The following is a 15,122-nucleotide window of genomic DNA, read 5'->3' on the forward strand; positions in this document are numbered from 1 at the left end:
ATTTACACACTCTGCTCCCTATCATCCCGCAGAAATATATAAGGGTACTTAGCTCGGATTGTCGTCCAACCTGGATAACCTCGCGCGAAGTATTCTCGTACCTCGCGCTTAAAAGCTTCCGGGTCGGATTCTTTGATTCTCCAAATGTGTTCACCGATCATACTGCGCAACAGCGGTTTACCAGTGATCGCATCTATATTGCTCATTCAAAATCTAACTCGTCCTGACCCGATCCATCAGCAGACTGCTTCGGATCAGCGTCACCTGGCCGAGTCGTATCATTACCCTGCGGTTCCTTTGGCATTTCAAAAACGAAAGGCTCATCGTTTGGTGTGATATCCCTGCGCACCGTCTCGTCTTGAGTAACCGCAGAAGCGATTTCAACACTGATGGGTAGCCACTTCCAACCCGAACGTACAACCGTCTTCTTGCACATTTCGGTATAGTCAGTCACCCAAGGGCCTTTACTGGATGCCTTGGAACGCTTCTTGTGCGCTTCAATCTCGCCGATCGGCATGTAATGGATGAAATGGCCGCCGTCATTAAACTTGGCCACCATATACGCCCCGATGATTTTTCCCGACTCTGTGGGCTGCTCATCCTTGCGCAAAAACCAAGGAACGTGCTGCAAGTTTTCCTCGAGTCCGTATGTCAGCTCTATAAAATCGTTCTGATAAACTTCATGGGCAGCAATAGATTTGATGTTTCCAGACCGCCGGGCCAGATCAATCATGCCTTTGTAGCCGATGATGAATGTGGCTTCTGTGCCGTATGGGATGATGTAGCAATGACCGATCAGGCCCGGCTCTAGACCAAGCTGCGCGGCTTGCATGACTGCTCCCATCAGAGAAGGCATCGAGCATTCCAACAGTTTGGGATTCGTACGAATCGTCGTTAGGGCAATACGGCTGAGCCGATCAATGCTCATGTGCTTTGGCATAGCCTCCGCAATCTGATACTTCATTTTGTCCATATAAGCGGCGATAGTCTGAGAAGGTGTAGGCGCATCGTTTTTTGCCCCAGCCGCCTTATTTTGGAGCTTTTTCTCAAGTTGTGTTCCGGTAGCGCGTTGTCCTGCCATAATAGCCTCCTTACTTCACCAAGAACCGTCGGGATGACGTGGTGTTTGCGAATTTTTCATAAATGTGCGGTTGCTCCTGCTTTAAGCGTTTGGTGTCCAAGCGTGTCGTACTGCTGGATTTCCATGTCAGCACAGGCTCTCCGTCATAAACCGCCATTTCGTGGTCACCCATCACGGCTTTCAATTCATTTTCCAGCCGCTTGACCTGTTCTTCAGCCGCTTTCGCGTCTTCTTTGGCAGCAATGAGCTTGTCCACCAACAAAGCCTGCTCTTTTTCCAACGTAATCTCCGTAGCTGGGCGGGACGCAGGATATAGACGGTTAAGCAGTTCGGTTGAAGCGGCGCTACCGTCCACCATAGGCGGAATCCGTGGAATAACATGCTTATTCCAGAACTCCTCCTCGATCTGCAGGAGAGAATCAATAATGCCCTCGTTTCGTTCGACCAGCTTATACTGGAATTTCTGGCCACCGATCAAAACAGCAAAGTACCCATAATCCACACCAAGCACAGCCATGTAATGCTGAAGCTGAATGGCATACTCATCAGGGACCTGATCTTCTGCCCACTCGCCCAGCTTGTAGGCACTGGCCGTCTTGCATTCCAGAATGCCAAGACCGCGACCTCCCTTATCCATAATGAGACGGTCTACGTTACCAAGCATGAATGGATGGTCTGGATGTTGGTACATCTTATTGCTGCGTTGCACGCGCAATCCAGTTTGATGCATAAACTCACGGGCGACCAAATCTTCTAGCTGATTGCCCCAGTAAGCTGCTTCGCTTGGTTCGTCCGGTACAATCTGATCGGTTTTCTCCAGAAATACACCGACAGGTGATTTGTACCGATTTAACCCGGCCACCGCAGACGCATCCGAACCACCGATACCACACTTACGCAGTTTCAACCATTCGTCACGTTCGATGCCTTTGGTAACGGCTGCTACATTCATAGCCATCCAAATCGCTCCCTCTTGTTTGATCAGCCCCTATCTGCTACGATAGGGGCAAGCAAATTTTAAGTTTTCAAAGAACCGAGATAGCCCGTTCCCGCGGGCTATTTCCGTATAATCAGAACTTGAATATTTCGCAGAGCTGAGAGATCATTGCCAATTTCAAGCCCATGGTGAAGAATCTCTTTGAGGTCCCTTTTCAAATTTCAAAGAAGTATACAATCCTAAATTTAATGAGCAAGCCTCAACAAATTTGTCCATATCCACGGACTCATCCACCGTCATTTCCGTAAAGTAATCCAATACCTTTTTTTGCGTTGGATTCATACCTATTCCCCTTCCACAGTTTCATCTTCATCGTGCTCTACAATTTGGCGGTACTCTACAATGACAGGTGCATTTTCAATACTCGCGATCAGGTCGCCATTTTCATCATGAATCGTGAATTCGGAATGAATGCTGTTTTCAAATGCCGTGCCCACCTGCTTGATTTCAATAACTTCACGCCCATCTAACTCCGTACCTACTTCAAATACTCGGGTCGGATTGCTGACCACCGTCAACCTATGAATGATTTGCACATCGCTCCTCCTTTCCTATGTATTTTCAAAGCAGACTGGATTCGAACCAGCAGTCAGGCACGCTCCGTCGTATTCTGCCTGATATTCTCACCATCGCGTTTACACGTACCATCGTGCCTCTACTTTGAGATGCGTCAGCCGCATCTTCAACCCACGGCGGAAAAATCTGAATTCCCGTCCGGTGGTCGAAGACAAGGCCGACAGGCCTGTCCATACAAACCGTGAATTACATAGCTTGCAGTTGTTCCATTTTACATATTGCGAGTGCAGCATATTCCTCAGGCATCTTCCGTAAACGTACTGCGGCGTTATACCATTGGTCATACAGCTCATCACGTTCCTGCCACAGCTGCTGGAGAGCTTCATCCTGAACTGAACGCTCCGCTAACATTGCTGTAAACATAGCTGTATTAGCTCGTAGTGCCTTTGTTGTAGAGACATAATTTTGAATAATGGCAAGTACGGTTTGTTGTGTCATTCCTTTTTCACCCCTTGCGTTCAGGAAAAAAAGAGGATAAAATTATTATCACAAGAGACTTTAACCAGGCTCTTACACGAAGCGTCCGGCCTACCCGCCGGGCGTTTTGCTTTTTCTCCAACTTTGAAATTTCTCCACTTAGCCAGTCCAATGCAGCAGGTCGTACATCAGCATCCACACGATCAGGATTGGTTGTAATCCAATTGCGAAAATGATTCAATTCATAGATTCGTGTTTGAATCGTACTCATATCGTTCGTGTTCCTCCAATCATGGTTACAATGTTTTGTATCATCCGTAGGCCATCCATTCCGTAAAGAAAAGCCACAAGTACCTCTCTTGTTCCGGTCACTTCCACCCAGCGTAATAGCGTAGTCATGTCGGGTATTTTATGGTCATTTTCAATTTTGCTGATACAGCTCTGTGTTCGGTTTAGGAGCTCAGCCATCTCTTCCTGACTGAGCCCTGCCCGCACACGACATGCTTGCATAATGGCGCCAAATTTCATATTGGGATTCATCCCCTTCCCTAATCCGTAAATTATTCCAGATTGGAATAGGCAGGCCTGGTATCTCAGAGTAATATGTAATCAGAGCTTCACTCCCCCCTGTTGAATTCTTCAATCCGCCATACTGGTACCATATTGCGGATGCTTCATCCCTTTGAAGCACAGTTAAAGTTGACCAAGATGTAAGCATAATTCAGACAAAATAATGGCTTTATCAATGGCCTTTCAGCCATTCGTAAAAATCCGATTTAAGAACAGTAACAGCTTCACCTTTTCGTCTTCCACGATTCAGATGTGGAAACGTCGGGTGATTAGTTAACTCCGCTACTTTTGCTTTGCTGTAACCCATGAGTTTCATAATGTGAGCTGGGCGTAATACTTCCGGATATTCTCGGTTCAATCGTAATTCTGTAAGTTGCCGCTCCAACTCCTCATTTTTCTCTGCTAGATCAGCCGCCAAGCGGAGTGCTTCTGCTAATGTAGTTGGAGTCATCAAAGCTTTTGCCATACCGAGGAACCTCCTTAAATAATTAGTTGATTGCATAATTCCTTCTTTAGGAAGCTCAAAATGGACTATTATCCTGTTAAGAATCACCCCACCTCCTTAGTAATTTTATTGAGCAACATTTCGTTGCTTTTATCTGCAAAAAAAAGAGTCCATTCAAATTCCAAAAAAGAAGCAATTTTTTTCGCAAGATCAACACTTGGATTTCTAATTCCCGACTCAATCATTCCATAGTATTGACGACTAATTTTAACCTTTGTTGCAACTTCATCATGAGTCTTATTAGCATCATTCCGAAGTTTGACCAGCCATTCTCTCGTCATATTCACCACCCCTATGCAACATTTCGTTTCCTTACACTGTTTATTATAAGCAACATTTTGTTTCTGTCAACAGGAAAAAGCAACTTTTTGTTTCCTTGGGTACTACGCAACAAAAAGTTGCTTTATACTCCTGTTATAGAGGTGATTGAATGCTCAGCTTGGATCGGTTAAAAAAAGAGCGAATTTTGAAAAAACTTACACATGAAGATATGGCCACAAAGCTTGGTATTACTCGTCAAGCTTATGGTAATTATGAATCAGGAAAAAGAGATGTTGATTCACAGACATTATCAAAACTGGCTGATATACTAGAGGTTTCTGGGGACTACCTTTTGGGGCGTTCGATATCTAAAGGTCCTTCAGAAGGCCATGCTTATATGAATGGCGGTAAAGATTGGACTGAGGAAGAAAAAGAAGTTGCTGATGCAGCGATCCAAGCTTGGCGGGAAATGAAACGTAAACAACGTGAAAAAGAACAAAAAGAATAATCAGTGCCACTCCCTGGTCATTATAAAAACGGATGATACGGAGGAACTTTTATGAGTGAACAGATCCTGAATCAAATTCTTGATAAATTACAAACAATGGATGACCGCATAGGTAATTTTGAAACGGTTCAACAGAGTCATGGTCAGCATCTTCAACAGATCATTCAAATTGTAGGAACAACTAATTCCAAGGTCGAGGAACTGACTGAAGCTGCAGATACACTGACTAATGATGTAGCCTCTCTAAAAGACAATCAACAAACCATGCTTCAAATTCAGTATGAACAGCAGAAAATACTTGAGCGCCTATCCGTTCGATCTATTTCTCAAGAAGCAGACATTGCTGAACTAAGAAGAATTAAATAATTTATCTTTTAACAAAAGCCTGTAAAGGCTTTTCTTTTAAAACAAAAATCGAACATATGTGCTCAATTTTATAGGTGATGATAAATGATTCCATATTACAGGCCTACGGAAAATGAACTATTGATATGTGATTTATACCAAACACTGAATATCAACTATCCACATGAATTGGATATTGATCAGATTGCAGCTTTATGGGGAGCAGACATTGTGTATTACGAAGGTAAGCCTCATGCTTTTTGGAACGAAGAAGGTAGCGTTATTTTCTTAAACAATAGTGACTCTATTCCAAAACAACGATCTGACTTTTTTCACGAACTCTCACATATCGTGCAGCACGAAGGAGATCAAGGAAATCTCCCTGGTCTTTTTGTGGACTTGCAAGAGACACAGGCTTGGCATTTTAGCCTAATTGCTTCCATGCCCCACTATCTCCTGCCCGTACCCTTAGAAATGACCAAAGACGTATATGTAAGGCTTTTGGCAGACGAATTTCATGTACCGCAAGAGCTCGCTGCAGATCGAGTTGAGCAAATCGTTTCTCGGCTTCATGATGACTACTACTATCAACGAGAGAATGTAGAACTTCTGAAATCCAAAATTCAAATTGCTGTTGCATTTCAAAGACTCAACTCAAAACGAGGTAATCCCAATTAATAAATTCAAAGCGTAACTAAATTAAAACATAATTCGGAGGTCGCACAATGAAAGGGCATGTTTATCAAAGAGGAAAGACGTGGACTTATATAATTGATCTTCCATCTGATCCACTCACAGGAGGACGACGACAGAAAACAAAAGGGGGTTTTAAAAGCGAAAAAGAAGCTTGGAAAGCTTGTCACTTGAAAATAGCTGAGATTGAAAAAGGTACTTATACTGATGATTCAAAAATAACTGTCACAGAATATCTACTAGAATATCTTGAAACACATGCTAAGCCCAATTTTAAACCAACGTCTTTCGATACAGAAAAAACAATAATAGAAGCTAGAATTATACCAGTCTTGGGGAAAATCAGGTTGCAAAGCTTGACTCCCAGAATAATAAAAACATTCTACGCTGATTTACGTAAAAGTTACTCAAAAGAGTACGTTAAAAATATTCATGGTGTGCTAAAAAGAGCCTTGCGACTTGCATATTCAGAGTCTGGATTGCTTTCCGAAGACATAATGAGCAAAGTGTCGATGCGTAATAAAGTTAATGCAAACGAACAGAAGGAAATGCAGTTTTGGACTATTGAAGAATTCACACAATTTCTCGACTTCTCTCGTGATCATGTTCACTTTATTGTATTTTCTCTTGCAGTTTATACGGGAATGCGACGTGGAGAAATTTTAGGATTGCGATGGAGCGATATTGACTTTGAACAAAAGGAATTGCGGGTCATTCAAACCGCCAATTGGACACGTAATGGATTGGTTATACAGCGCCCCAAAACAAATGATTCCATACGCCGCGTGAAATTGTTCCAATTGATTATTGATGATCTAAGACATAGACAAGAGCAAATAAAAGAACACAAAAAGCAATATGGAGAAACATATGAGGATAACGACCTTGTTTGCTGCTATCCATGGGGAGGATATATAAAGCCGAAGCGTATCACCGAGGGTATGGACGTGTTAGTTCGTAAGGCTGGAGTCAAGAAAATTCGCTTTCATGACCTGCGACACACACACGCTTCCTTTCTTTTACGTATAGGCATAAACCCTAAAGTAGCAGCTGAAAGGCTAGGGATGACTCCTGCCATGTTCAATGAGCGATACTCTCACCTACTTCCTACGATGCAAGATGAAGCTGTAGATCGCATTGAAGCCGAATTAAATCATTTCGCGGAAAAAAAACCGGACTAAAATCTTAGATCAAAGCTCTCGTTACAAAAAAGTGTCGAATATCGTCATATTCCAAGGAATTAACATGATATTGCAGAATTAAGAAGAGAACAATATCTAAATAATAAATGGGGACCAGAGAAATGAGATACTTTTTTGTTTTTCAGAATAAGACTTATCGTGAAGAGCATGATGGCGGCTTTTTATGGGCACCAAAGAAAAATAAGGACGGTAAAACCTTTCATCACTGGACTTCGATGACTACAGTCAAAAAAGGAGACATCATATTCAGTAGTTATAAGGGACGTATGCACTCAGTCATCATTGCTAAAAACGATTATCGAGAGTCTAAGAAACCGGACTCTTTGGGATCGGTTGATAATTGGGAACAGGATGGTTGGATTGTTGATGCCGAGTATAGTGATATTTCGACGCCAATTAAATATAAGAATTATATGAATGATATCCTTGTTTTACAAGGTAAGAAGTATGCCCCATATAATTTAGCCGGGAGAGGTAATACTGGCTACTTATTTCAGATAACTGAGGAACTTGCTAATTTTCTTTTCACAAAAGTTGGGATTACTGTTGCTGATTTAGAATTAGTCGCTAAAAGTGAAGATGAAATTATCAGTGATGTAGAAAATGATATTTCTCGAATACCTGAAGAAACAATCAGGGAACAATTAGTACAAACTCGTGTTGGACAAGACAAGTTTAAACAGGAACTAATCAAGCTGGATAAGAAATGCAAACTATGTGGACTCGATAACATTAATTTTCTAAGAGCGAGTCACAGTAAACCTTGGCGCGAATCTAACAATAAGGAACGGCTCGACAAGTATAATGGTTTTCTCTTTTGTCCATCTCATGATACTTTGTATGATAGAGGTTATATCAGCTTTGATGATGATGGTTCGTTACTTATCTCTCCTTATCTCGACGATCTAAGTAAGTTATTAATGAATGTGAAAGATCAAATGAAAATCCCTTTACTGGAAGGCCATAAACATTATGTAAAATACCATCGTGAGCATATTTTTAAAGTTCGATAAAAAGTTCTGTATTATACAATACATTTTATAAGAGGTGTTGGCGATGAAACTAGTTACGGCGGCCATTATTCACAATGATGGCGAATTTTTAATCACCAGACGGGGCCCCGACAACAAACTCGCTGGCAAGTGGGAATTCCCTGGTGGAAAGTTGGAACCCAATGAAACACTTGAAGAATGTGTTAGACGCGAGATCAAAGAAGAACTTAGGATTGATATTAAAGTTGGTCAACAGCTTGGAGAATCTGTTTATTCATACGGTGATGGTTCAATAAAATTAATTGCATTTTGGGCTACATGGGTATCTGGTGAAATTCAATTAATAGATCATGATCAATTACGTTGGGTCAACAAAGAAACAATACTCCAATATGATTTCTTACCTGCAGATTTACCATTTGTGAAACAGCTTAGTAAGGGCGATAAACCTCGAAAATAAGTTCATGTTAGCAAATACGTTAGCAAATTATAATCGCCCCCTTATAAATGCTACTTCCCTCCATTTTCTCGCCCTCTATAAACAACAAAAAAACCCTTGCTACGCAAGGGTTTTTGAGGAAATGGGCCCTGAGGGACTCGAACCCCCGACCAATCGGTTATGAGCCGACCGCTCTAACCAACTGAGCTAAGGGCCCTCAAAAAAATTTGTATATTCACGTTACACATTCATAACAGCAACGTTAATTAATATACAACATTTTCTTGTGTTTCGTCAATAGTCTTTCGAAAATTTTCTTTTATAAAATTATTTTTGTGGACTTACGGAATAAATCGGACACCATAACGACCTTTGCGCGAGCGGTACACCTCCACTGCGCGGGGATCATTGTAGCCATACATCCAGCCGTCGTGCTCCAACCTTTTTGCCAGACATCCTGCCTGGAATTTAGTCGTGTACAGTCTGCCATAGTAAATCCAATACATCCGAGCTCCCTCTTTTCACATGATGGTAGGAGTAGTGTAACCGGATCGAATTCGATTTACACGGCCTGAGCCATAACAATCTACAATGGTTAGCAACGAGTACGAATCGTTCTAATCATTAGCTCTGTTGTCCCCTATAGCTCATCTTATTTGCCAAAGGAAGCCGGGTCCTGACGCCAAGAACGCAGCAGTTCCATCTCTTCTTCCTGAATGGTTCCTTCACGCAAGGCAACATTCATCAGAGCTGTATAATTGGACAAGCTTTGCAGCTCCACACCTGCTTCTTCAAAAGCTTGAGTCGCTTTGTCTAGCTGGTAGCTGAAAATGGCTAGTACCGCTAACGGCTGAGCGCCTGCTTGTGCTACAGCCTGTGCTGCTTTAATGGAGCTGCCTCCTGTAGAAATGAGATCCTCGATGACCATAACCTTTTGTCCTGGGCTGATGCGGCCTTCAATTTGGTTCTCTTTCCCATGTCCTTTGGCTTTGTCCCTTACATAGGCCATTGGCAGATTTAGCTTTTGCGCCACCCAGGCCGCATGAGGAATCCCTGCTGTAGCTGTCCCTGCAATGACTTCGGTTTCGGGATATTGCTCACGAATGAGGACAGCAAAGGAGTCTGCGATCAGCTCGCGTACCTCCGGGTAGGACATGGTCAGGCGATTGTCGCAGTAAATTGGCGATTTAATGCCCGATGTCCATGTAAAAGGCTGCTGCGGGCGCAATGCCACCGCCTGAATACGTAACAGATGGGATGCAATTTGCTCGGGTATACTATTCAATGTAGTCATACTTGTATCATCTCCTCAATAATGTGTTCCGCTGCGGCGCGTGGGTCTGCTGCTGCGGTGATAGGACGTCCAACGACAATGTAGCTGCTGCCTTGATCAATGGCTTGTCCAGGTGTAAGCACACGCGATTGATCGCCTGCAGCACTACCTGCCGGGCGTATGCCAGGGGTTATCGTCTTAAATTCTGATCCACATACAGCACGAATGGCAGGCACTTCTAAAGGGGAAGCTACCACACCATCCAGTCCCGCCTCACGGGTCAGTTGAGCGTAACGAACCACTGCATCCTGTACCGTACCAGGAATACCTAACTCCTTATTCATGGTCGTCTGATCCGTGCTGGTCAGCTGTGTGACTGCAATAATGAGCGGCATGGAAAGCGAGCTGTCTGCCGAAATAGCTGCTTCTGCACCAGCTTTAGCAGCTGACATCATATTAACGCCCCCAGCAGCATGTACGTTGAACATATCCACACCTAGGCGGGTAATGCTCTCTGCCCCTCCCTGCACCGTGTTAGGGATATCATGCATTTTCAAATCCAGAAATACGGAGTATCCTCTGGACTTTAGCTGTTCTACAAAAGCTGGTCCTGCACTATAAAACAGTTGCATACCTACTTTTATATAACAGGGAATCCCCTCTAGCTGCCGAATTAACTGCTCAGCCTGTTGTACATTGGGATAATCTAACGCAACCATCAGCCGTCCTGCCATCTGCTGAAATGCTCCATTCACCGTTCTACATCCCCTTTTCACGTCAATTCGGGTACATTTGCCCGTGATAAAGGACATCCGTCAGCCGAAGCTGATGAATGTCCTTCCCTGTGCTACTTATTTCCTCACATCTATTCGTAACGCATTATTTGCTCAGGACTGGCATGGATTCGGATGTGAAATTGATCGTTTCCAGCATTCTTAGCAAAGCGCGTACTGTATCCAGTGAGGTCATGCAGACAATGCCATTCTCAACTGCTTCGCGGCGGATACGGAATCCATCACGCTCTGGCGTTTTGCCTTTGGTCAGCGTATTGAAGACAAAGTTGGCTTCACCCGTACGGATCATATCCAGGATGTTCGGGTTCCCTTCGCTCAGCTTATTGATCGTGTTCACTGGAATGTTGGCTTGCTCCATAGCAGCCGCTGTTCCACCTGTTGCAATAATTTTATAGCCCAGTCTGTAAAAGCCCTGCATCAACTCGACAGCTTCTTCCTTGTCCTTATCCGCCACTGTAATGATGATCGCCCCAGTGGATGGAATTTTCATACCAGCCCCCACAAGTCCTTTGTACAGGGCTTTGGCATACTGAATGTCGCGTCCCATAACTTCACCTGTGGATTTCATTTCCGGGCCCAGCGTCGGCTCTACACGGCGTAGTTTGGCAAAGGAGAATACCGGAACCTTAACCGAGACATAATTACTTTCAGGCCATAGACCTTCTGAATAACCTGCATCTTTAAGCTTACCGCCCAAAATAGCCTGTGTAGCCAGATTCGCCATCGGGATATTTGTTACTTTACTCAAGAAAGGAACTGTCCGCGAGGAGCGAGGATTAACCTCGATCACGTACACCTCGTCTTGATGAATAACAAACTGGATATTTACCAGACCGATCGTTTTCAATTCCTTAGCGATGCTGATTGTAATTTCCACAATTTTTTGTTTCAACTCGGCAGACAAGTGCTGTGGTGGATACACCGCGATAGAGTCACCTGAGTGAACCCCGGCCCGTTCTACATGCTCCATAATGCCTGGTACCAATACTGTCTCGCCGTCGCAGATGGCGTCGACCTCAACTTCTTTACCCAGCATATAACGGTCGATGAGCACCGGATGCTCTGGATTGATTTTAACCGCTTCTTCCATGTACCGCAGCAATTCCGTATCTGAGTATACGATTTCCATAGCGCGCCCGCCCAAGACGTAGGATGGCCGTACCAGGACCGGATAGCCTAGCGCCTGTGCGGTTCCTACTGCTTCATCTACCGATGTGACCGTGTTGCCTTTAGGCTGTGCGATAGCCAGACGAGACAAAAGTTGCTCGAACTTTTTCCGGTCTTCCGCTTCATCGATACTTTCCAGACTCGTACCCAAAATATTCACGCCTGCCGCACTCAGCGGAGCTGCGAGATTAATGGCCGTTTGACCACCGAACTGGACGATAACCCCAATCGGTTTTTCCTGCTCGATGACATTCATGACATCTTCGAAGAAGAGCGGTTCAAAGTAGAGGCGGTCGGATGTGTTAAAGTCCGTAGATACCGTCTCCGGGTTGTTATTGATAATCACTGCTTCGTAGCCCGCTTTTTGAATAGCCCATACCGCATGTACGGTGGAGTAATCAAATTCAATTCCTTGCCCGATCCGAATCGGTCCAGAGCCGAGTACGATAACTTTCTCTTTGCTAGATGGAATCACTTCATTTTCCACCTCGTAAGAGGAGTAGTAATACGGAGTTGTGGCTTCAAACTCGGCTGCGCACGTATCTACCATTTTGTAGACCGGACGCAGGTTTTGAGCTAGACGGAATTCACGCACCTCACGCTCGGTTGTCATACTATCGTTTTGGCCCATACTGCGAATCTCGGCGATCGAGCGGTCGGTAAAACCTTTACGTTTGGCCTGATAGAGTGTTTCGTAGGTCAGCTCAGACTCTCCAGCGATGATGGCTTCGAACTTGACGATTCCCTCTACCTTATCGAGGAACCACCAGTCAATTTTCGTCAAATCTTGAATCTCCTGCTGCTGCCAGCCGCGACGGAACGCCTCGGCTACCAAGAACAACCGCTCATCATCTGCTTTAATCAGACGATCCTGGAGCACGTCATCAGACAGCTGTTCGGCTCCCTTAAGATGCAGACGGTGTACACCGATTTCCAACGACCGTACCGCTTTATGGATGGATTCTTCGAATGTGCGTCCGATGGCCATGACTTCACCCGTTGCTTTCATTTGCGTGCCCAGCTTGCGGTTGGCAGAAATGAATTTGTCAAATGGCCAGCGTGGTATTTTGCTCACGATGTAATCCAGTGTTGGCTCAAAGCAAGCATACGTTTGTCCCGTTACCGGATTCACAATTTCATCCAACGTGTAGCCCAGTGCGATTTTGGCAGCCATTTTAGCAATCGGATATCCGGTTGCCTTGGAAGCCAGTGCCGAGGAGCGACTTACGCGCGGGTTTACTTCAATTACATAGTATTGATAGCTGTGCGGATCAAGCGCAAACTGTACATTACAGCCGCCTTCGATATTGAGGGCGCGGATAATTTTCAGAGAAGCGGAGCGCAGCATCTGGTATTCGCGATCTGACAGCGTCTGACTCGGAGCTACGACGATACTGTCGCCAGTATGCACGCCGACTGGATCAAAGTTCTCCATATTACAGACAACGATGCAGTTATCATTGCCGTCACGCATGACCTCATATTCGACTTCCTTCATACCTGCGATACTCTTTTCCACCAAACATTGTCCGATTGGACTGTATCTTAAGCCAGAGCTGACGGTTTCACGCAGTTCTTCTTCTGTGGAACAGATACCACCGCCTGTTCCCCCTAGCGTATAAGCCGGGCGAACGATAATTGGATAACCGATTTCGTTGGCAAATTCTAACGATTCTTCCAAGGTTGTTACAATTACACTCTCCGGTACAGGTTGTTCCAACTCGCGCATCAAATCACGGAACAGATCACGATCTTCGGCTTTTTCTATCGAATTCAGTTGAGTTCCCAGTAGCTTGACGTTTTCACGCTCCAGCACTCCGGCGCGAGCCAGTTCCACTGCCATATTCAGACCTGTCTGTCCTCCCAGCGTAGGAAGCAGCCCATCTGGACGCTCTTGACGGATAATCTGTGTTACAAAATCAAGTGTAATCGGCTCGATGTATACTTTGTCTGCCATGTTGGTGTCTGTCATGATGGTTGCCGGATTACTGTTGATCAGTACTACCTCGACGCCTTCTTCTTTGAGCGCTTGACAAGCTTGTGTACCAGCGTAATCAAATTCTGCTGCCTGACCAATGACGATAGGACCGGAACCGATCACAAGTATTTTTTTAAGTTCTGTATTTTTCGGCATATTAGCGCTCTCCTCTCACTGCGGCGGCGATAGCAGCCTGACGCGGTTGCTTTGGATGATTTCTTTTGTGCTCACGGATCATGTCCAGAAAGCGGTCAAACAGGTAGCCATTATCGTAAGGTCCTGGTGCAGCCTCTGGATGATATTGCACCGAAAACGCGGGATACTTGGTATGTTTAAGACCTTCAATCGTTTTATCGTTGTTATTAATATGCGTCACTTCAAGCTCAGTACCTTGGATCGAATCCTCATTCACCGTGTAGCCGTGATTTTGTGATGTGATAAAGCAGCGTCCGCTCTCCAGTTCTTTCACCGGATGGTTACCACCGCGATGTCCGAATTTCAGCTTTTCCGTATCCGCTCCCGAAGCTAAAGCGAACAACTGGTGTCCCAAGCAAATTCCGAAAATCGGATATTCCCCTAACAGTTCAGCTACCGTACGAACGGCATGGGGTACGTCTTTTGGATCTCCAGGGCCGTTAGACAGCTGGATACCGTCTGGGTCCAAGCGACGAATTTCCTCAGCCGTCGTATCATGTGGAACGACAACTACATCGCAGTCCCGTTTATTCAGTTCGCGCAAAATGCCGCTTTTGGCACCGTAGTCAATCAATACGATCCGCTCTCCGTTGCCAGGACTGCTGTACGGATGAGGTGTGGAAGTCATAGGAACCTGATTGCGCAGTTCTTCAATGGTCAAGTCAGACATCATTTCTTTCAGTTCTTCCAGCGGCTGGGAACCAGTCGTCAAAATGCCCTTCATCGTGCCGTGATGGCGAATAATCCGGGTAAGCATGCGGGTGTCGATGTCGCTAATGCCAATGATGCCATATTCCTTCAGCAAATCGCCCACGCTGTATTGAGCACGCCAGTTACTTGGCGCTGGCTCGTAATGTCTAACAGCAAAGCCATGGACATAAGGCCGTACCGATTCAAAGTCATCACGAGTAATTCCATAGTTGCCAATCAGCGGGTAAGTCATCGTTACGATTTGTCCGCAGTAAGAGGGATCAGTCAGCACCTCTTGATAGCCTGTAATCCCTGTGTTGAAAACGACCTCGCCTGTTTTATCACCTTCCGCACCAAATGATGTGCCTGTAAACAGCGTGCCGTCCTGAAGTAACAATCTTGCCTGCATCCCGTCTCACTCCTCTATATTGTTTCCTGC

The 15,122-nt window shown here is 44.9% G+C and carries 22 protein-coding genes and 1 tRNA gene; 6 read left to right on the forward strand and 17 right to left on the reverse strand.

What is annotated here, in order from left to right; all coding sequences use genetic code 11:
* Positions 1–2 precede the first annotated feature (2 nt).
* The 11 genes from NLX78_RS07935 to NLX78_RS07985 all read right to left on the reverse strand — a co-directional run bounded on the left by NLX78_RS07935 (position 3) and on the right by NLX78_RS07985 (position 4,427).
* The gene (locus tag NLX78_RS07935) at positions 3–206 is read right to left on the reverse strand and encodes a hypothetical protein (RefSeq protein WP_254350091.1); all 204 of its coding nucleotides are present in this window, start codon (positions 204–206) and stop codon (positions 3–5) included.
* A complete protein-coding gene (gene recT, locus NLX78_RS07940) occupies positions 203–1,081 on the reverse strand; it encodes a recombination protein RecT (protein WP_254350092.1) in 879 nt (292 codons plus the stop codon). Before recT ends, NLX78_RS07935 begins: the two co-directional genes overlap by 4 nt.
* A 10-nt stretch (positions 1,082–1,091) precedes the next feature.
* The gene (locus NLX78_RS07945; RefSeq protein ID WP_254350093.1) at positions 1,092–2,039 is read right to left on the reverse strand and encodes a YqaJ viral recombinase family nuclease; all 948 of its coding nucleotides are present in this window, start codon (positions 2,037–2,039) and stop codon (positions 1,092–1,094) included.
* A 156-nt stretch (positions 2,040–2,195) separates the two neighbouring features.
* Positions 2,196–2,360, reverse strand: coding sequence for a hypothetical protein (locus NLX78_RS07950; RefSeq protein ID WP_254350094.1), 165 nt, complete (start codon positions 2,358–2,360; stop codon positions 2,196–2,198).
* A gap of 2 nt (positions 2,361–2,362) precedes the next feature.
* Positions 2,363–2,614 (reverse strand): hypothetical protein, encoded by a 252-nt coding sequence (locus NLX78_RS07955; RefSeq protein WP_254350095.1) that lies wholly within the window; start codon positions 2,612–2,614, stop codon positions 2,363–2,365.
* 25 nt (positions 2,615–2,639) lie between these two features.
* Positions 2,640–2,828: a hypothetical protein gene (locus NLX78_RS07960; RefSeq protein WP_254350096.1), complete on the reverse strand. Its 189-nt coding sequence runs from the start codon at positions 2,826–2,828 to the stop codon at positions 2,640–2,642.
* 12 nt (positions 2,829–2,840) lie between these two features.
* On the reverse strand, positions 2,841–3,092 hold the full coding sequence (locus tag NLX78_RS07965; protein WP_254350097.1) for a hypothetical protein: 252 nt from the start codon (positions 3,090–3,092) through the stop codon (positions 2,841–2,843).
* Positions 3,093–3,099: 7 nt separating this feature from the next.
* Positions 3,100–3,342, reverse strand: a complete 243-nt coding sequence (locus NLX78_RS07970; protein ID WP_254350098.1) for a hypothetical protein — start codon at positions 3,340–3,342, stop codon at positions 3,100–3,102.
* Positions 3,339–3,581, reverse strand: a complete 243-nt coding sequence (locus NLX78_RS07975; RefSeq protein WP_254350099.1) for a helix-turn-helix domain-containing protein — start codon at positions 3,579–3,581, stop codon at positions 3,339–3,341. Before NLX78_RS07975 ends, NLX78_RS07970 begins: the two co-directional genes overlap by 4 nt.
* Before the next feature lie 232 nt (positions 3,582–3,813).
* Positions 3,814–4,107: a hypothetical protein gene (locus tag NLX78_RS07980; RefSeq protein ID WP_254350100.1), complete on the reverse strand. Its 294-nt coding sequence runs from the start codon at positions 4,105–4,107 to the stop codon at positions 3,814–3,816.
* Positions 4,108–4,190: 83 nt separating this feature from the next.
* Entirely contained in the window at positions 4,191–4,427 is a 237-nt protein-coding gene (locus tag NLX78_RS07985) for a helix-turn-helix transcriptional regulator (RefSeq protein WP_013372053.1), read from the reverse strand.
* A 149-nt stretch (positions 4,428–4,576) separates the two neighbouring features.
* Between NLX78_RS07985 and NLX78_RS07990 the strand changes: the two genes are divergently transcribed.
* From NLX78_RS07990 to NLX78_RS08015, 6 genes are all read left to right on the forward strand, one after another.
* Complete coding sequence (locus NLX78_RS07990; RefSeq protein WP_013372054.1) at positions 4,577–4,915, forward strand: helix-turn-helix domain-containing protein; 339 nt, start codon at positions 4,577–4,579, stop codon at positions 4,913–4,915.
* 51 nt (positions 4,916–4,966) lie between these two features.
* Positions 4,967–5,281 carry a hypothetical protein gene (locus NLX78_RS07995; protein ID WP_254350101.1) on the forward strand — a complete coding sequence of 105 codons (315 nt, stop codon included), beginning with the start codon at positions 4,967–4,969 and terminating at the stop codon, positions 5,279–5,281.
* Positions 5,282–5,365: 84 nt separating this feature from the next.
* Positions 5,366–5,938, forward strand: coding sequence for an ImmA/IrrE family metallo-endopeptidase (locus tag NLX78_RS08000; protein ID WP_254350102.1), 573 nt, complete (start codon positions 5,366–5,368; stop codon positions 5,936–5,938).
* A gap of 47 nt (positions 5,939–5,985) precedes the next feature.
* Complete coding sequence (locus NLX78_RS08005) at positions 5,986–7,134, forward strand: site-specific integrase (RefSeq protein WP_254350103.1); 1,149 nt, start codon at positions 5,986–5,988, stop codon at positions 7,132–7,134.
* A gap of 107 nt (positions 7,135–7,241) precedes the next feature.
* The gene (locus NLX78_RS08010; protein ID WP_254350104.1) at positions 7,242–8,168 is read left to right on the forward strand and encodes an HNH endonuclease; all 927 of its coding nucleotides are present in this window, start codon (positions 7,242–7,244) and stop codon (positions 8,166–8,168) included.
* A gap of 43 nt (positions 8,169–8,211) precedes the next feature.
* Positions 8,212–8,607: a (deoxy)nucleoside triphosphate pyrophosphohydrolase gene (locus NLX78_RS08015; protein ID WP_254350105.1), complete on the forward strand. Its 396-nt coding sequence runs from the start codon at positions 8,212–8,214 to the stop codon at positions 8,605–8,607.
* 122 nt (positions 8,608–8,729) lie between these two features.
* Here the strand turns inward: NLX78_RS08015 and NLX78_RS08020 are convergent.
* The 6 genes from NLX78_RS08020 to carA form a co-directional block, all read right to left on the reverse strand.
* Positions 8,730–8,803: transfer RNA gene (locus NLX78_RS08020), tRNA-Ile, on the reverse strand.
* A 124-nt stretch (positions 8,804–8,927) separates the two neighbouring features.
* Entirely contained in the window at positions 8,928–9,092 is a 165-nt protein-coding gene (locus NLX78_RS08025; RefSeq protein WP_014282411.1) for a hypothetical protein, read from the reverse strand.
* A gap of 146 nt (positions 9,093–9,238) precedes the next feature.
* Positions 9,239–9,880, reverse strand: a complete 642-nt coding sequence (pyrE, locus tag NLX78_RS08030) for an orotate phosphoribosyltransferase (RefSeq protein ID WP_254350106.1) — start codon at positions 9,878–9,880, stop codon at positions 9,239–9,241.
* On the reverse strand, positions 9,877–10,671 hold the full coding sequence (gene pyrF, locus NLX78_RS08035) for an orotidine-5'-phosphate decarboxylase (protein ID WP_302057303.1): 795 nt from the start codon (positions 10,669–10,671) through the stop codon (positions 9,877–9,879). Before pyrF ends, pyrE begins: the two co-directional genes overlap by 4 nt.
* Positions 10,672–10,738: 67 nt before the next feature.
* Positions 10,739–13,954: a carbamoyl-phosphate synthase large subunit gene (gene carB, locus NLX78_RS08040; protein ID WP_254350107.1), complete on the reverse strand. Its 3,216-nt coding sequence runs from the start codon at positions 13,952–13,954 to the stop codon at positions 10,739–10,741.
* A 1-nt stretch (position 13,955) separates the two neighbouring features.
* Positions 13,956–15,092, reverse strand: coding sequence for a glutamine-hydrolyzing carbamoyl-phosphate synthase small subunit (carA, locus tag NLX78_RS08045; protein WP_025718621.1), 1,137 nt, complete (start codon positions 15,090–15,092; stop codon positions 13,956–13,958).
* Positions 15,093–15,122 lie beyond the last annotated feature (30 nt).

Origin of the sequence: Paenibacillus sp. Lou8.1 (assembly GCF_024213565.1) — a bacterium.
GTDB lineage: Bacteria > Bacillota > Bacilli > Paenibacillales > Paenibacillaceae > Paenibacillus > Paenibacillus polymyxa_B.